13 protein-coding genes are annotated in these 14,321 nt (G+C 36.7%); 11 read left to right on the plus strand and 2 right to left on the minus strand.

What is annotated here, in order from left to right:
- The first annotated feature begins 8 nt into the window (after nt 1–8).
- Both JOC86_RS17230 and JOC86_RS17235 read left to right on the plus strand, forming a co-directional pair.
- Entirely contained in the window at nt 9–1,451 is a 1,443-nt protein-coding gene (locus JOC86_RS17230; protein ID WP_205174135.1) for an aldehyde dehydrogenase family protein, read from the plus strand.
- Between the two features lie 171 nt (nt 1,452–1,622).
- The gene (locus JOC86_RS17235; RefSeq protein ID WP_205174136.1) at nt 1,623–3,179 is read left to right on the plus strand and encodes a BCCT family transporter; all 1,557 of its coding nucleotides are present in this window, start codon (nt 1,623–1,625) and stop codon (nt 3,177–3,179) included.
- 199 nt (nt 3,180–3,378) lie between these two features.
- On the opposite strand, the gene lexA is transcribed toward JOC86_RS17235, so the two are convergent.
- Nucleotides 3,379–3,999, minus strand: coding sequence for a transcriptional repressor LexA (gene lexA / locus JOC86_RS17240; RefSeq protein WP_205174137.1), 621 nt, complete (start codon nt 3,997–3,999; stop codon nt 3,379–3,381).
- A gap of 160 nt (nt 4,000–4,159) precedes the next feature.
- On the opposite strand from lexA, the gene yneA reads away from it, so the two are divergent.
- The 3 genes from yneA (at nt 4,160) to JOC86_RS17255 (ending at nt 5,480) form a co-directional block, all read left to right on the plus strand.
- Complete coding sequence (yneA, locus tag JOC86_RS17245) at nt 4,160–4,483, plus strand: cell division suppressor protein YneA (protein ID WP_205174138.1); 324 nt, start codon at nt 4,160–4,162, stop codon at nt 4,481–4,483.
- Between the two features lie 10 nt (nt 4,484–4,493).
- Nucleotides 4,494–5,144 carry a YneB family resolvase-like protein gene (locus JOC86_RS17250; protein WP_205174139.1) on the plus strand — a complete coding sequence of 217 codons (651 nt, stop codon included), beginning with the start codon at nt 4,494–4,496 and terminating at the stop codon, nt 5,142–5,144.
- Nucleotides 5,145–5,246: 102 nt separating this feature from the next.
- Nucleotides 5,247–5,480: a DUF896 domain-containing protein gene (locus JOC86_RS17255; RefSeq protein WP_205174140.1), complete on the plus strand. Its 234-nt coding sequence runs from the start codon at nt 5,247–5,249 to the stop codon at nt 5,478–5,480.
- A 112-nt stretch (nt 5,481–5,592) separates the two neighbouring features.
- Here the strand turns inward: JOC86_RS17255 and JOC86_RS17260 are convergent, their stop codons facing one another.
- The gene (locus JOC86_RS17260) at nt 5,593–5,919 is read right to left on the minus strand and encodes a hypothetical protein (RefSeq protein ID WP_205174141.1); all 327 of its coding nucleotides are present in this window, start codon (nt 5,917–5,919) and stop codon (nt 5,593–5,595) included.
- 221 nt (nt 5,920–6,140) lie between these two features.
- On the opposite strand from JOC86_RS17260, the gene tkt reads away from it, so the two are divergent.
- The 6 genes from tkt (at nt 6,141) to JOC86_RS17290 (ending at nt 14,272) form a co-directional block, all read left to right on the plus strand.
- Nucleotides 6,141–8,147, plus strand: a complete 2,007-nt coding sequence (gene tkt, locus JOC86_RS17265) for a transketolase (RefSeq protein WP_205174142.1) — start codon at nt 6,141–6,143, stop codon at nt 8,145–8,147.
- A 326-nt stretch (nt 8,148–8,473) separates the two neighbouring features.
- On the plus strand, nt 8,474–8,917 hold the full coding sequence (gene sirA / locus JOC86_RS17270; RefSeq protein WP_205174143.1) for a sporulation inhibitor of replication protein SirA: 444 nt from the start codon (nt 8,474–8,476) through the stop codon (nt 8,915–8,917).
- A gap of 86 nt (nt 8,918–9,003) precedes the next feature.
- Nucleotides 9,004–9,219 carry a YneF family protein gene (locus tag JOC86_RS17275; RefSeq protein ID WP_205174144.1) on the plus strand — a complete coding sequence of 72 codons (216 nt, stop codon included), beginning with the start codon at nt 9,004–9,006 and terminating at the stop codon, nt 9,217–9,219.
- A gap of 164 nt (nt 9,220–9,383) precedes the next feature.
- Nucleotides 9,384–10,526 carry a CamS family sex pheromone protein gene (locus JOC86_RS17280; protein WP_205174145.1) on the plus strand — a complete coding sequence of 381 codons (1,143 nt, stop codon included), beginning with the start codon at nt 9,384–9,386 and terminating at the stop codon, nt 10,524–10,526.
- A gap of 202 nt (nt 10,527–10,728) precedes the next feature.
- Nucleotides 10,729–12,489 carry an ABC transporter transmembrane domain-containing protein gene (locus tag JOC86_RS17285; protein WP_205174146.1) on the plus strand — a complete coding sequence of 587 codons (1,761 nt, stop codon included), beginning with the start codon at nt 10,729–10,731 and terminating at the stop codon, nt 12,487–12,489.
- Complete coding sequence (locus tag JOC86_RS17290; RefSeq protein ID WP_205174147.1) at nt 12,482–14,272, plus strand: ABC transporter ATP-binding protein; 1,791 nt, start codon at nt 12,482–12,484, stop codon at nt 14,270–14,272. Before JOC86_RS17285 ends, JOC86_RS17290 begins: the two co-directional genes overlap by 8 nt.
- The last annotated feature ends 49 nt before the right edge of the window (nt 14,273–14,321 follow it).

Consider the following 14,321-nt stretch of genomic DNA (forward strand, 5'->3'; position numbering starts at 1 on the left):
GTAGTGTAATGACAACTCAACTTACAGGTCAAAAGATGTTTCTTGCAGGTAATTGGGTGAAATGTGATCGAATGATCGAAGTACGTGATCCACAAGATAACAGCATAATTGATACTGTGCCTGCTGCTTCAGAAGATCACATGTTGAAAGCTATTGAAGAAGCGAAGGCTGGAGCTGAAATTGCTGCATCAATGCCTGTTCATCAACGAATGAAAATTGTGAATGTGGCTGCTGACTATATTGAAGTACACTCAGAAAAGTATGCGCGAACGATTGCTAGTGAAGGTAGTAAAACCATTCGTGAAGCACGAAAAGAAGTAGCAAGATGTGTAGAAACTCTTCGTATTAGTGCAGAAGAGGCACGACGAATTCACGGTGAGACAATTCCTTTTGATCAAATGCCGGGGAGTGAGCATCGAGTGGGGTATTTTTATCGGTTTCCGATCGGCATAATTGGTGCTATAACCCCCTTTAATGATCCACTTAATCTTGTGGCGCATAAAGTAGGACCAGCTATTGCTTCAGGAAATGCAATTATTGTAAAGCCCGCAACTGTTACCCCGCTTAGTGCCCTTCTGTTAGCAGAAGCCTTTGCACAAGCGGGACTGCCTCCTAAAGTGTTATCAGTGATAACAGGATACGGAAGTGAGATCGGCGATGTATTGGTTTCTCATCCAGCCGTTCGAATGGTTACTTTTACAGGAGGAGTAGATGCCGGAGAGGAAATATCACGTAAAGCCGGTTTGAAAAAAATTAGTATGGAACTCGGTTCTAATTCTCCTGTTATCATACTAGAAGATGCCGATTTAGAAGATGCTGTCGAGTCAACTGCCTCTGGTGCCTTTTGGGCAGCAGGACAAAATTGCTTAGGTGTTCAACGTGTTTATATCCAAGAAAGCATTATGACGAATTTCGAGAAAGCATTTGTAGAACGTACCAATCAATATCGTGTTGGTGATAAACAATCAGAGCATATCGATATGGGACCACTTATTTCTGAAAAAGAAGCGATTCGTGTAGAGGATTTAGTAAACGAGGCAATCGAAAACGGGGCTTTATTATTAGCAGGGGGAGAGCGTGATGGTGCCTTTTATTCACCAACTGTATTAGCGAATGTTCCAACAGATTGCACCATATCCAAAGAGGAGATCTTCGGACCGGTTGTTCTCCTTTACCCAGTTTCTGATCTTGACGAAGCTATCCAACAATCAAATGATGTAAATTATGGTTTACAAGCTGGTATTTTTACTAAAGATATAGAAAAAGCTCACAAAGCTATTGCGAAGATGGATGTGGGTGGGATTATGATTAATGACAGCAGTGACTACCGAATTGATGCGATGCCGTTCGGTGGAGTCAAGAAGTCAGGGCTGGGACGCGAAGGAATCAAGTTTTCGGTACAGGAAATGACAGAGCCGAAAGTAGTATGTTTTAAATTATCTACCCATTAAATCTTATCAACAATTGTAAATCTGAAAGGGAAGATGTAACTTATAGCATATTCCCTTTTAATTTCTTTGTAAGTATCTGAATTTTCAATCACGAAAACAATACATCCGATATTCCATTTATTTATTCGAAAAAGATTCTTTCTAGAAAAAATCAGATAAAGGGTGGTTGATTTGAGGAAAAACATAGAACGTGTATCTTATAACAATCCGGTTTTTAAGGTATCGGCCATTGTCGTTGTCCTTTTTGCGGCCTGGGGAGCTCTTTCTCCTGAGAGTCTTTCGAAGAATGCTTCAGCTGTTTCTGGTTTTATCAATGATTCATTTGGCTGGTTTTACTTAGCTTCTGTCGCGTGTTTTGTTGGGTTTTGTTTATTTTTGGCGTTTAGTAAGTATGGGAATATTAAACTTGGACCAGAACATGAAAAACCTGAGTTTTCATTTTTTGCCTGGATCAGCATGTTGTTTGCCGCAGGATTTGGTGCTGGAATTGTCTTTTGGGGGGTAGCCGAGCCGTTAACTCATTTTGCCAATCCACCTTTAGATGGGATTGAGCCTCAATCTGCTGAAGCTGCACGTGTAGCGATGCGTTATTCCTTTTTTAATTGGGGGTTCCATCAATGGTCTGTGTTTACAATTGTTGGTTTAGCCCTAGCTTATTTTCAATTCCGGAAAAAACGTAAATTGCTAGTGAGTGAAACACTTAGTGAAGTGAACATTAAGAAAAGGAGTATAAAAAAGACAATTAACATTCTTGCTATCATTGCAACCGTTACAGGGGTTGCTACGTCGATGGGAATGGGCGTTTTACAAATTGATGCAGGACTAAGTTATGTATTTTCGATACCAGACAATACATGGATGCCATTAGCGATTATTGGCATAATGTTTGTACTTTATATGATATCAGCAATAACCGGAGTCAATAGAGGTATAAAATTTTTAAGTAATACAAATATGGTACTAGTGATCGGGTTCATGCTATTTTTCCTTTTTAAAGGTCCGACAGTTTTTATTTTAGAGAGCTTTGTATTGGCAGTTGGCGATTACCTTCAACACTTTCTTGAAATGAGCTTTTTCTTGACACCTTACACAGGTGATAAATGGGTACATAACTGGACAGTTTTCTATTGGGCATGGGTCATTACATGGTCACCGTTCGTGGGATCGTTTGTTGCTAGGATATCCAGGGGAAGAACCATTCGAGAATTTGTCATTGGGGTTTTAATCATCCCACCAGTAATTGCATTTATATGGATGGCCATTTTTGGTGGAACAGGACTATATATGGATTTATTCCAAAATACAGCGCTTTCTGATGCGGTTTCAAAGGATGTAGCAACGGCTATATTTGTTTTTTTACAACAATTCCCATTATACGGTATTCTATCTGTGTTAATGCTTGTACTTATTATGATTTTTCTTATCACATCCGTAGATTCTACGGTCTACGTTCTTGGAATAATGTCATCAGGTGGAAATGAAAATCCGTCCATTTCTGTAAAAGCGGTTTGGGGAGTGTTAATAGCAGCTATTACCGCTGTTTTAATAGTAAGTAGTGGATTAGAAGGGGTACAATCAATTGCATTAATTGCCGCACTTCCATTTACGATAATATTGATCTTGATAAGTATATCGTTATTTAAATCTTTATATACCGAAAAAAAGAACGCCACAAAAGATCTTAATCAAGAATTTAATCAAGTTCAATTACACAGGAAAGTGGAATAATTTAAAAAATTTTAATGGAAGTGAATGGTCTCCAGCCTATGTAATGTAAAGGAATACTACAAACGAAAGAAAGTGAGTTCATTATTTTCTTTTTGTTTGTAGTATTCTTTTCATATGTGAACGATAAACTATTGGTTCTAAAGAACAAAATAAAAGAGAAATAGAAAAAGAGAAACCTCGATGGATTTCTCTTTTTTCCTTAATGGACCATTCTATATACTCCAATGACTTTTCCTAAAATTGATACATTACGAAGGATGATAGGTTCCATCGAAGAGTTCTCTGGTTGTAAGCGGACAAAGTCTCGCTCTTTAAAGAAACGTTTAACAGTAGCCTCGTCATCGTCTGTCATTGCGACGACAATGTCTCCATTATTAGCCGTCTGCTGCTGTTTCACAATAACGAGATCTCCATCGAGGATTCCTGCCTCAATCATACTATCTCCCATAATTTCCAACATGAATATTTGTTCATCTGAAGGTGCTAATCTTTCAGGTAGCGGGAAGAACTCTTCTACATTTTCTACTGCTGTGATAGGCTGCCCAGCTGTAACTTTACCGATCAATGGGACGTTCACAACATTTTGGCGTGGAATATGATCTTCTTCTAAATCTAACACTTCAATTGCTCTAGGTTTGGTTGGGTCTCTACGAATTAGCCCCTTACTTTCTAATCTAGCTAAGTGACCATGGACAGTCGAACTGGATGCTAAACCAACAGCTTCGCCAATTTCCCGTACTGAAGGTGGATATCCTTTTGACTTAACTTCCTCTTTTATATACTCAAGGATATCCTGCTGCCTTTTTGATAATTTTGTCATTTTACGCACCTCTATATTCATCGATCTTATGTTCTCATTATAGCATGTCTTTCCAGTAGATACAAACATAAGTTCGAATTTTCTATTGACACCAAACGAACGTTCGCATTATAATGAAATCATCAAATGCGAACAAATATTCGGGTGGAGGTCTTTTATTATGTTGTTAAATATCTGGAAAAAATACTCTTATATTATCGTTCTTTCATTATTAGTCCTATCCTTAAGTATTACGGTTCTGTTAAAATTAGACTCCAATGGTGACCAATATCAACAAATTAAGGTTGAAAAAGGAGATACACTATGGACGATTGCAGATAAATATTCCGATCATTATACAATGACAAAGGAAGATTTTATTAATTGGGTCGGATCGGAGAATGATTTGGTAAGCTATCAAATTAAGGCTGGAGATTCTCTAACTGTTCCCGTTAAAAATATACCTGCATATAAGAATACTGATTATCAACTAGCAAGCGAATAGAGGGAGCAAAATGAATGCTATTATTTATTGTCGTGTAAGTACAAAAAAAGAAACACAAGAAACATCATTGGAAAGACAGGAAGATGAGTTACAAAAGCTATCTGATTCACTTGGTTTTCACGTTTTTAAGATTATAAAAGATCAAGAGAGTGGATATGAGCTTGATCGTCCTGGCATTCTACAGCTTATGGATATAATAAAGGAAGAGAAAATTGATGCGGTATTAATTCAAGATGAGACAAGGATTGGGAGAGGAAACGCAAAGATCGCCCTCATCCATTGTTTATTAAAAGAAAATGTAAAGATTTATTCTATTTCCCAAAACGGTGAGCTTCAACTTTCTGAGTCTGATTCAATGGTTTTGAATATTGTAAGTATGGTAGAAGAATATCAGAGGAAATTACATAACTTAAAAATTAAACGTGGTATGAAAAGAGCAGTTGAAAATGGATATAAGCCCCAAAGGAATCTGAAAAATAGAGGGAATATCGATGGTAGGGATCGTATAGACATCCCTATTCAAGAAATTGTTCGCTTACGTAAGAATGATTTAACCTTTTCGGAAATAGCAGCAACTTTAAGAGGGTTTGGGTATGATGTTTCAAAAGCAACGGTTCACCGTAGATTTCAGGAATATCAATCACAATTAGAAGAATCCTAACGCTTGTTATTTTACACCTTTTCTAGTATCATTTCGAATAGTTAACGGAGTAAAATCGATCATTATTCATATAAATCATTCTAGAAAAGGGGTTATTTATAAATGCTTTCCAAACAAAAAATGGCGCGTATTAATGAACTTGCTAACAAATCAAAAACATCAGGTTTAACGGATAAAGAGGCAAAAGAACAATCAAAGCTACGCAAAGAATATCTAGAGACGTTTCGTAGTTCGATGAGAAAAACGATTGAAAATACGAAAGTTTTTGATCCTGAGGGTAACGAAGTAACTCCGAAGAAATTACAACAAATTCAGAAAAAGAAAAACTTACATTAAAAAGCACACCATAGATTGAGTGTGCTTTTTAATTATAAGTAGACATATGGATTAGTCAAAGTGTTGGGAATTTCTATTATATGAGATCATAGAACGATACGGGGAGTTCTTTCTAAAGAAAATAGTCTTTATAGACAATGAGAGAAGCAAATAACGATACTACTGTATAGGCAACAGCTGTATAAAAAGCGACATTGGTTTCGAATTTCTTTTCTTCACGCTCTACTTTTATGCCCGTTTGTAATTGAAGGTTTAATCGGGTGGTATCTGCTACGAATCCTCCAGATGAAGTGAAAAACTTGATAATAATGGCTAATAGAAGACCTACAGGAAAAGCTACATCGATAAAGGATTGATTAAATAAGTAGGCAGTAACTCCATTTAGTACAGCTAAAATGAAAAGAGTTAACACACCCCAAAACACCTTTTGATTCATCATCTATTTCCCCCTTAATTTATATCTATCTAAAAGTTATACGGAACCAACAGACATATTGTTTCATTTGAAAATTGAAAGTTTCTCACCTTTTAACGAAATGAAATAGAAATTGATACCTGCACGAAACTTTTTACTTGATAGTTCCTTCACAATATGGTTGTATAAACTTTTAAAGAAGATTAATATTAATTAGAGAAGATAGAGAGAAAGGATGTCATACTATGTTTGATAAAACAGATCAATTAGCAATCAATACGATTCGTACACTATCAATTGATGCCATCGAAAAGGCTAATTCAGGTCATCCTGGAATGCCAATGGGTGCTGCTCCAATGGCTTATACATTATGGAGCCGATTCATGAATCACAATCCTCAAAACCCGGATTGGTTTAATCGAGATCGTTTTGTGCTTTCGGCTGGGCATGGGTCTATGCTTTTATACAGTTTATTACATCTTTCTGGATATGATGTAACAATGGAAGATTTAAAGAACTTCCGACAATGGGGTAGTAAAACACCTGGTCATCCTGAATATGGTCATACTTCTGGTGTTGAAGCTACAACTGGTCCACTAGGACAAGGAATTGCGATGGCAGTTGGTATGGCTATGGCAGAAAGACATCTAGCAGCAGTTTATAATAAAGGTCAATATGAGATTGTAGATCATCATACATACACTATTTGCGGTGATGGGGATTTAATGGAAGGCGTTTCATCGGAGGCAGCTTCACTTGCTGCACATTTAAAATTGGGTCGTCTTGTTGTTCTCTATGATTCGAATGATATTTCACTTGATGGAGATTTGGATAAATCTTTCTCTGAAAGTATTGAAGGCAGATTTAAATCCTATGGATGGCAATATATCCGGGTAGAAGATGGAAATGACCTTGATTCAATTGCACAAGCGATTGAAGAGGCAAAAACTGATACTGAGCGTCCAACAATGATTGAAGTTAAGACAGTTATTGGCTATGGTGCTCCTAATAAGTCAGGAAAATCAGATGTACACGGTGCTCCACTTGGTCAAGATGAAATGAAATTAACAAAGGAACACTACGAATGGACATTTGAACAAGACTTCCATGTTCCAACAGAAGTTCAAGCACGTTTTAAGGAACAAATCATAGATGCTGGTGAAATGAAAGAACAGAAATGGAAAGAACTATTTGCAGAGTACAAAGTGGAATTCCCTGAATTAGCGCATCAATTTGAAGAAGCTATGGCAGGCGAATTTCCGGAAGGTTGGGATAAAGATATCCCAGTTTATGAAGAAGGTAAAAGTCTAGCAAGTAGAGCTTCTTCTGGTGACGTTCTTAATGCCATCGCTCAAAATCTTCCAACCTTCATTGGAGGTTCTGCAGATTTAGCGGGATCAAACAAAACAATGATAAAAGGAGAAAGTGATTTCACTCCTGAATCATATAATGGAAGAAATATATGGTTCGGTGTACGTGAGTTTGGTATGGGAGCGGCCATGAATGGAATGGCTCTACACGGAGGATTAAATGTATTTGGAGGAACATTCTTCGTATTTAGTGATTACTTACGTCCAGCAATCCGTCTTGCTGCACTAATGGGACTACCTGTAACATATGTATTTACACACGATAGTATCGCTGTTGGAGAGGATGGTCCAACACATGAGCCAATTGAACAATTACCGTCTCTTAGAGCAATGCCGAACCTATCTGTCATTCGTCCAGCAGATGGAAATGAGGTAGCTGCAGCGTGGAGAACGGCCCTTACTTCCAAGGATCAACCAACAGCACTAGTCTTAACAAGACAGAATCTTCCTACATTAAAAGGAACAGATGTAAAGGCACAGAATGGTGTTGAAAAAGGAGCTTATGTCGTTGCTGCGTCAGGGAAAGACCAGCCTGATGCTTTACTCCTTGCTTCAGGATCTGAAGTAAGTCTTGCTGTAGAAGCCCAGCTAGCACTTGAAAAAGAAGGGATTTCTGTCTCTGTTGTTAGTATGCCATCATGGGATCGTTTTGAGAAGCAATCTGCCGAATATAAAGAATCGGTTATTCCAAAGGCAGTTAAGAAGCGCCTAGGAATTGAAATGGCTTCCTCTTTAGGATGGGACCGTTATGTAGGAGACGAAGGAGATATCCTTGCTATTAACACATTCGGGGCATCTGCTCCTGGAGATAAGGTATTAGATGAATACGGCTTCTCTGTTAATAATGTCGTATCAAGAGTAAAAGCTCTTTTACAAAAATAGATTATTAAAAACTGCTGGCCATTTGGCTAGCAGTTTTTAATTAAACTCGATTATTTTTCTAGTATATATTCGGTAAATTCATTAAAGATTAGAAATTATTCTGCCGGTTATAAGAGTACTTCTATAAAGTTTTAATTGAATTTGGCTCCATATATACCAGGTACTAATTTTGAAGTGTTCATAAGGTCATATTATGAAAATTGTTTCGTTGTCATGTTTATTCTATAGGGTTTTCGACAAAACTAGTGTTGATTTTCAACATATTTCAACAATTCAAGCTCCTTAAGTCCTATATAATAATAAAAAGGACAAGGAGAGGAATGAAAATGGTGCGCTCCTATCAAATTTATTGGATTAAAAAAGAATTTGCTTCTTTTTTTTATGGTCGTGAACGACTCTTTTTTAACCTGTTCTTACAAAGAGAATCTTCTAGTGGATGGTTGAAAGAAATACTAGAAAAACAAGTAGAATTTATTACGAAACCAATTCCGTACCTTCCTATACAACGGTATGTAGGACAAGAGGTTCAAAAAAGGGAAGATATTATGAAAGTAGACGAATCCTACATGATTGAACTTCCAGATGGTGCTGGAGGGGTAAAAATGACGATACAAAAGGATTATATTAACATTGAAGCTTGGGGATTAGAAGAAGTAGAATCGCTATTCTTTGAAATTCTTCGAAAAGTGGACGGGCGTCTCCTTGCAATTGAATTAGAACATGAACGTTTTGGGTGGCTAAAGCCAATTAAGGAAAGAAAATACGTATAAATAGAGATTTTCACTTTAAAATATTGTATAATGTTTCATGGTTTAGTACACTTTTATAAGGACAACATGAAGGAGGAAATATAGTTATGACTTGGCAATTTATTCTAGTCGGTGTCCTAGCTTTAATCGCTGGTGTCGCACTAGGATTTTTCATTGCTCGTAAATATATGATGAGCTATTTGAAGAAAAATCCACCAATCAATGAACAAATGTTAAGAATGATGATGATGCAAATGGGACAGAAACCGTCTCAAAAGAAAATCAATCAAATGATGAACGCAATGAACAAAAATATGAAATAATAGTTAAAGAGCTGTTGGAGGGATTTCCCTCAATAAACAGCTCTTTTTACATCTTTTCAATAAAATCTTATGTAATTAGTTCACTTCATTCAAGAATCAATGATAGAATAGGTACTAGTGTTTTCAAAAAGTAATACATAATTATTTGGAGGGAGAACGAACGAATGAAGAAGACTATTGGGCTTCTCGTCTCTTTCATGCTTTTGGTTTCAGGATGTGGTCTCTCCAACTCTCCTGAAGAATCAGAAACTGAGAAAAGCCAAGAAATAGGTACTGAAAAAACAGCTGGGGCAGAAGGTAGAGATTATTTACAATATAAAGTGAACCCGAAGCAATTTAGTGAGAATCGAGGGATGATTACACAACGACTTTATAACCGAATAGATATGAACGGCATGGAAACAGGGTTAATGACTCTATCCCAAGAATATTTTCCTGCAGATAAATTGAATTACCAAGAAGGCCAACAACTAAAAGATTTATCTAATTGGGTGTACAGAAAATCTACTCATAAAGAGGGACTGAACCCTGCTGTTAAGATCAGTGATGATATGAATTGGGAAGAGAAAATGGAAGCCCAGAAGAAAAGTCCAGTTTACCTTGCCCATATACAGGAGCAAAATTATGTAGATAAAGATGGAAAAATAAAGGGAATATCCATTGGATTGGGATTAAATTCAGTTGACTATATTACCGTACAAGACGAACAAGGCTTAACTCACTTTGGGGAGGTAGACATTTCCCAAAAGAAAATGGAGACAGAAGGTAAAAAAATCGCTGAAGAAATTATTAATAGAATAAGAAAAAAAGCGAATTTGAAAAATGTTCCTATCCTTATTTCCTTATTTGAATTAGGGGAGAAAAATAGTGTTACTCCAGGTAATTACTTTACGTATGCATTTGTAGATGATAATCAAAAGTCGGTAAAAAAATGGGAAGATTTAAATCGAAAGTACTATTTATTTCCTTCTGACGATGGGAAAGAAAAGGATAAGGATATTTCTGACCGACTTCTTGATATCGAGGAATATGTTAATGAATATTTTACAACAACAGATATTAAACTAGTAAGTCAAGGATTATACGTTGATAATGAGCTAGAGAAAATGGTCATCAATGTGTCAACAAATATGGTGAAATATCCTGAAATAGTCGCTTTTGTCCAAGCTTTTACACCAGCAGTTTCTGACTATTTCCCGCATACACCGGTCTATATGTATGTAAATTCACCAGAAGGAATGAAAGCTACCATCATTAAAGAACCATCCGAAGATCCTATCGTTCATATCCATGATGAATTTCAATGATGGATAAAAGGGGCTGGTCCTAAGGGGGCAGGAACCTCAAAGTTTGACCAAATATAATGTTGTGCTATATATGGTCGAATAATGTGGTTCTGACTTCCGGTTAAAGGACCGCCTCTTTTTTATTGAAAAATATTTATTTTCTAATTTTTAAAAATTTGGTAAAATAAATTGTTGGAAAATGAATATGACGGAGGATAACATCATGAGAGTTTTTCTTGATTTGATGTGGTTTTTTAAACAGGAAAGGAAGAAATACATAGTTGGAATTTTAATCTTATTATTTGTCGCACTCCTTCAACTCGTACCTCCTAAAGTAGTTGGAATTGTTGTTGATAGTATTAAAGAAAATGAATTAACAACGACCGGTCTCGGAAAGTGGGTCGGAATCCTACTTGCTACAGCTGTGAGTATGTATGTTCTTAGATTTTATTGGAGAGTCATGATATTTGGCTCGGCAGTCAAGCTTTCACGGTTACTACGAAATCGTTTGTATCATCATTTTACAAAAATGTCTCCATCCTTTTATCAAAAACGTAGAGTTGGAGACTTGATGGCGCATGCAACGAATGATCTTCAGGCCATTCAAATGACAGCAGGTCAAGGTGTATTAACCTTTGTTGATTCACTGGCTACAGGCGGGTTTGTCATTATCGCAATGGCTACAACGATCAGTTGGAAGCTTACTCTAATTGCTCTAATCCCGATGCCGGTAATGGCAATTTTAACAAACTATTATGGAACTTTATTGCATAAAAGGTTCCATAAGGCGCAAGAGGCTTTTTCTTCTTTGAATGATAAAACTCAAGAAAGTATATCTGGAATAAAGGTGACAAAGACGTTTGGACAAGAAAAAGACGATATAGAGGATTATCGAAAACAATCTGAAGATGTAGTACAAAAAAACATTGCGGTTGCAAAGGTGGACTCATTATTTGATCCGACGATTTCAATTATTGTTGGGATCTCTTTCTTTTTGTCTATAGCTTTTGGTGCACGGTATGTAATTAGCGGAGAATTAACCATCGGTGAGCTAGTTTCTTTCACCACATACTTAGGATTATTGATTTGGCCTATGCTTGCGTTTGGATGGTTATTTAACATTGTCGAACGCGGCCGAGCTTCCTATGACCGTGTTTCTAACTTACTTTCAGAGACGGTAGAGATTAAAGATGATAAAAATCCATTAGATTCTATGCCTATAGGTGATATCGTGTTTAATATCGATCACTTTACTTATCCCAATGAGGTAAAGCCTGTACTTAAGGATATTCATTTTACTCTAGAAAAGGGGGATACTCTAGGGATTGTAGGGAAGACGGGAGCAGGAAAAACATCGTTACTAAAAGTATTCCTTAGGGAGTTTAAAGGGTATGAAGGGGAAGTATCCTTTGGTGGTTATTCTATAAAAGAGTATAAGATGGAGAGGCTACGGGAAGCAATGGGATATGTTCCACAAGATCATTTTTTATTTTCAGCTACGATTGCTGAAAATATTGGATTTGCTAATCCACTTGTTAAAAGTGAAGATATGGAGCAAGCAGCAAAGCTTGCTCATATTCACAGTGATATTTTAGAGTTCACAAATGGTTATGAAACAGTTGTTGGAGAAAGAGGAGTTTCATTATCTGGTGGCCAAAAGCAAAGGATTTCTATCGCTAGAGCTCTATTGATGGAACCAGAAGTCCTCATTTTGGATGATTCCTTATCTGCCGTTGATGCTAAGACAGAAGAATCGATTTTAAATGCATTGAAAGAAAATCGAACGGGTAAAACGACGATTATTACAGCACATCGTCTAAGTGCCATTCAACACGCAAATCTTATTATTGTACTAGATGAAGGGCAGATTGTAGAAAGAGGAACACATGAAGAATTAATGTGTCAGGATGGCTGGTATCGTGAAATGTTTTTAAGGCAGCAATTAGAAGAATTGGTGGAGCATGGAGGTACTTCAAATGGATAAAACGGTGATGTCAGGTAAACACCAGCGAACCGTACTTACTCGCTTATTAAAATATACAATTCCACATAAGAAAACGATCATTTTAGCGTTTACACTTCTATTGCTGACAACGATAGGAGATGTTCTTGGACCTATCTTAGTGAAGATATTCATTGACGATTACTTAACTCCAAGAGAATTTCCTTATCAACCAATCGTCGGTTTAGCCGCAGCATTTATAGGAATACAAATAGCAAATGTAGTAATATCCTATTTTCAACTATTAAAATTTCAAGAAATTGCTTTAAAAATTATTCAACAATTAAGAGTTGATGTATTTTCAAAGGTTCAGTCACTTGGAATGAGATATTTTGATCAAACACCTGCTGGCGGTATTGTCTCAAGAGTCACAAATGATACAGAAGCAATAAAAGATATGTTTGTTAGTGTGTTGGTTAGCTTTATTCAAAGTGGATTTTTACTCATAGGCATTTTTATTGCAATGTTTACGTTAAATGTAAAGTTAGCCTCTTTCTGTTTATTTATTTTACCAATCTTATTTTTAATCATGAGAACGTATCGCAAGTACAGTTCCATTTATTATCATGATCTTAGAGAGAGACTGAGTCAGTTAAATGCAAAGTTGAGTGAATCTCTTCAGGGGATGCCGATTATTCAAGTGTTTCGTCAAGAAAAAAGACTAAAAAAAGAGTTTGCTGATATTAATGATAGGCATTTTAATGCAGGAATGAAAAACCTGAAACTGGACGGATTACTACTTAGACCTGCAATCGATTTGGTGTATGTCGCGGCACTCATCATGGTGTTAAGCTTTTTCGGAATCACATCCTTTACTAACCATGTTGAAATAGGGGTGTTATATGCTTTTATTAGTTATTTAGACCGTTTTTTTGAACCGGTGAATCAGATGATGATGAGACTATCAATGTTTCAGCAGGCAATCGTAGCCGGTTCACGAGTGTTTAATGTTTTAGATGAAACAGAAGCGTCTCCTGAACAATTTAATCGCGCTAATAAAGGTATTCTTGATGGAGAAATTGAGTTTGATAATGTTACTTTCTCCTATGATGGAAAAAAAGAGGTGTTAAAGAATATTACTTTCACAGCGAAACCTGGAGAAACCGTTGCGCTGGTCGGTCATACAGGAAGTGGAAAAAGTTCAATTATAAACCTGCTTATGAGATTTTATGAATTTGAACAGGGAAATATCAAGATCGATGGTCATTCAATTAAAGATTACCCAATAGAGGAGCTACGTGACAAAACAGGTCTCGTGCTTCAAGATCCCTTTTTGTTCTATGGTAATATAGCTGATAATATAAGACTTTATGCGAAAGATATGTCCGATGAAGAAGTGATAAAAGCGGCAAAATTTGTTCAAGCCCATACATTTATTGATAAGCTTCCTGAAGGATATGAGCATCCTGTTGTAGAAAGAGGATCCACTTTTTCAAGTGGGCAGCGTCAGTTAATTGCTTTTGCGAGAACCATCGCAACAAACCCGAAGATTCTCGTATTAGATGAAGCAACTGCAAATATTGATACTGAAACAGAAGAAGCCATTCAGGAAGCATTGGCGAAAATGAGAAAAGGAAGAACGACGATTGCCATCGCCCATCGTTTGTCTACCATTCAGGATGCTGATTTAATCTTGGTGCTTCATCAAGGAGAAATCGTTGAAAGAGGGACGCATCAGGAACTTCTAATACACAAAGGACTCTATCATAAAATGTATTTACTCCAGAATGGTTTAGTGGAAGGAATCGAGGATGTTGTGAGTTGAAAAGACAAAAGCGAATTCTTTTGTTCTTTATATTCAAGGGCGATGATCA

This window comes from Rossellomorea pakistanensis, from assembly GCF_016908495.1.
Classification (GTDB): domain Bacteria; phylum Bacillota; class Bacilli; order Bacillales; family Bacillaceae_B; genus Rossellomorea; species Rossellomorea pakistanensis.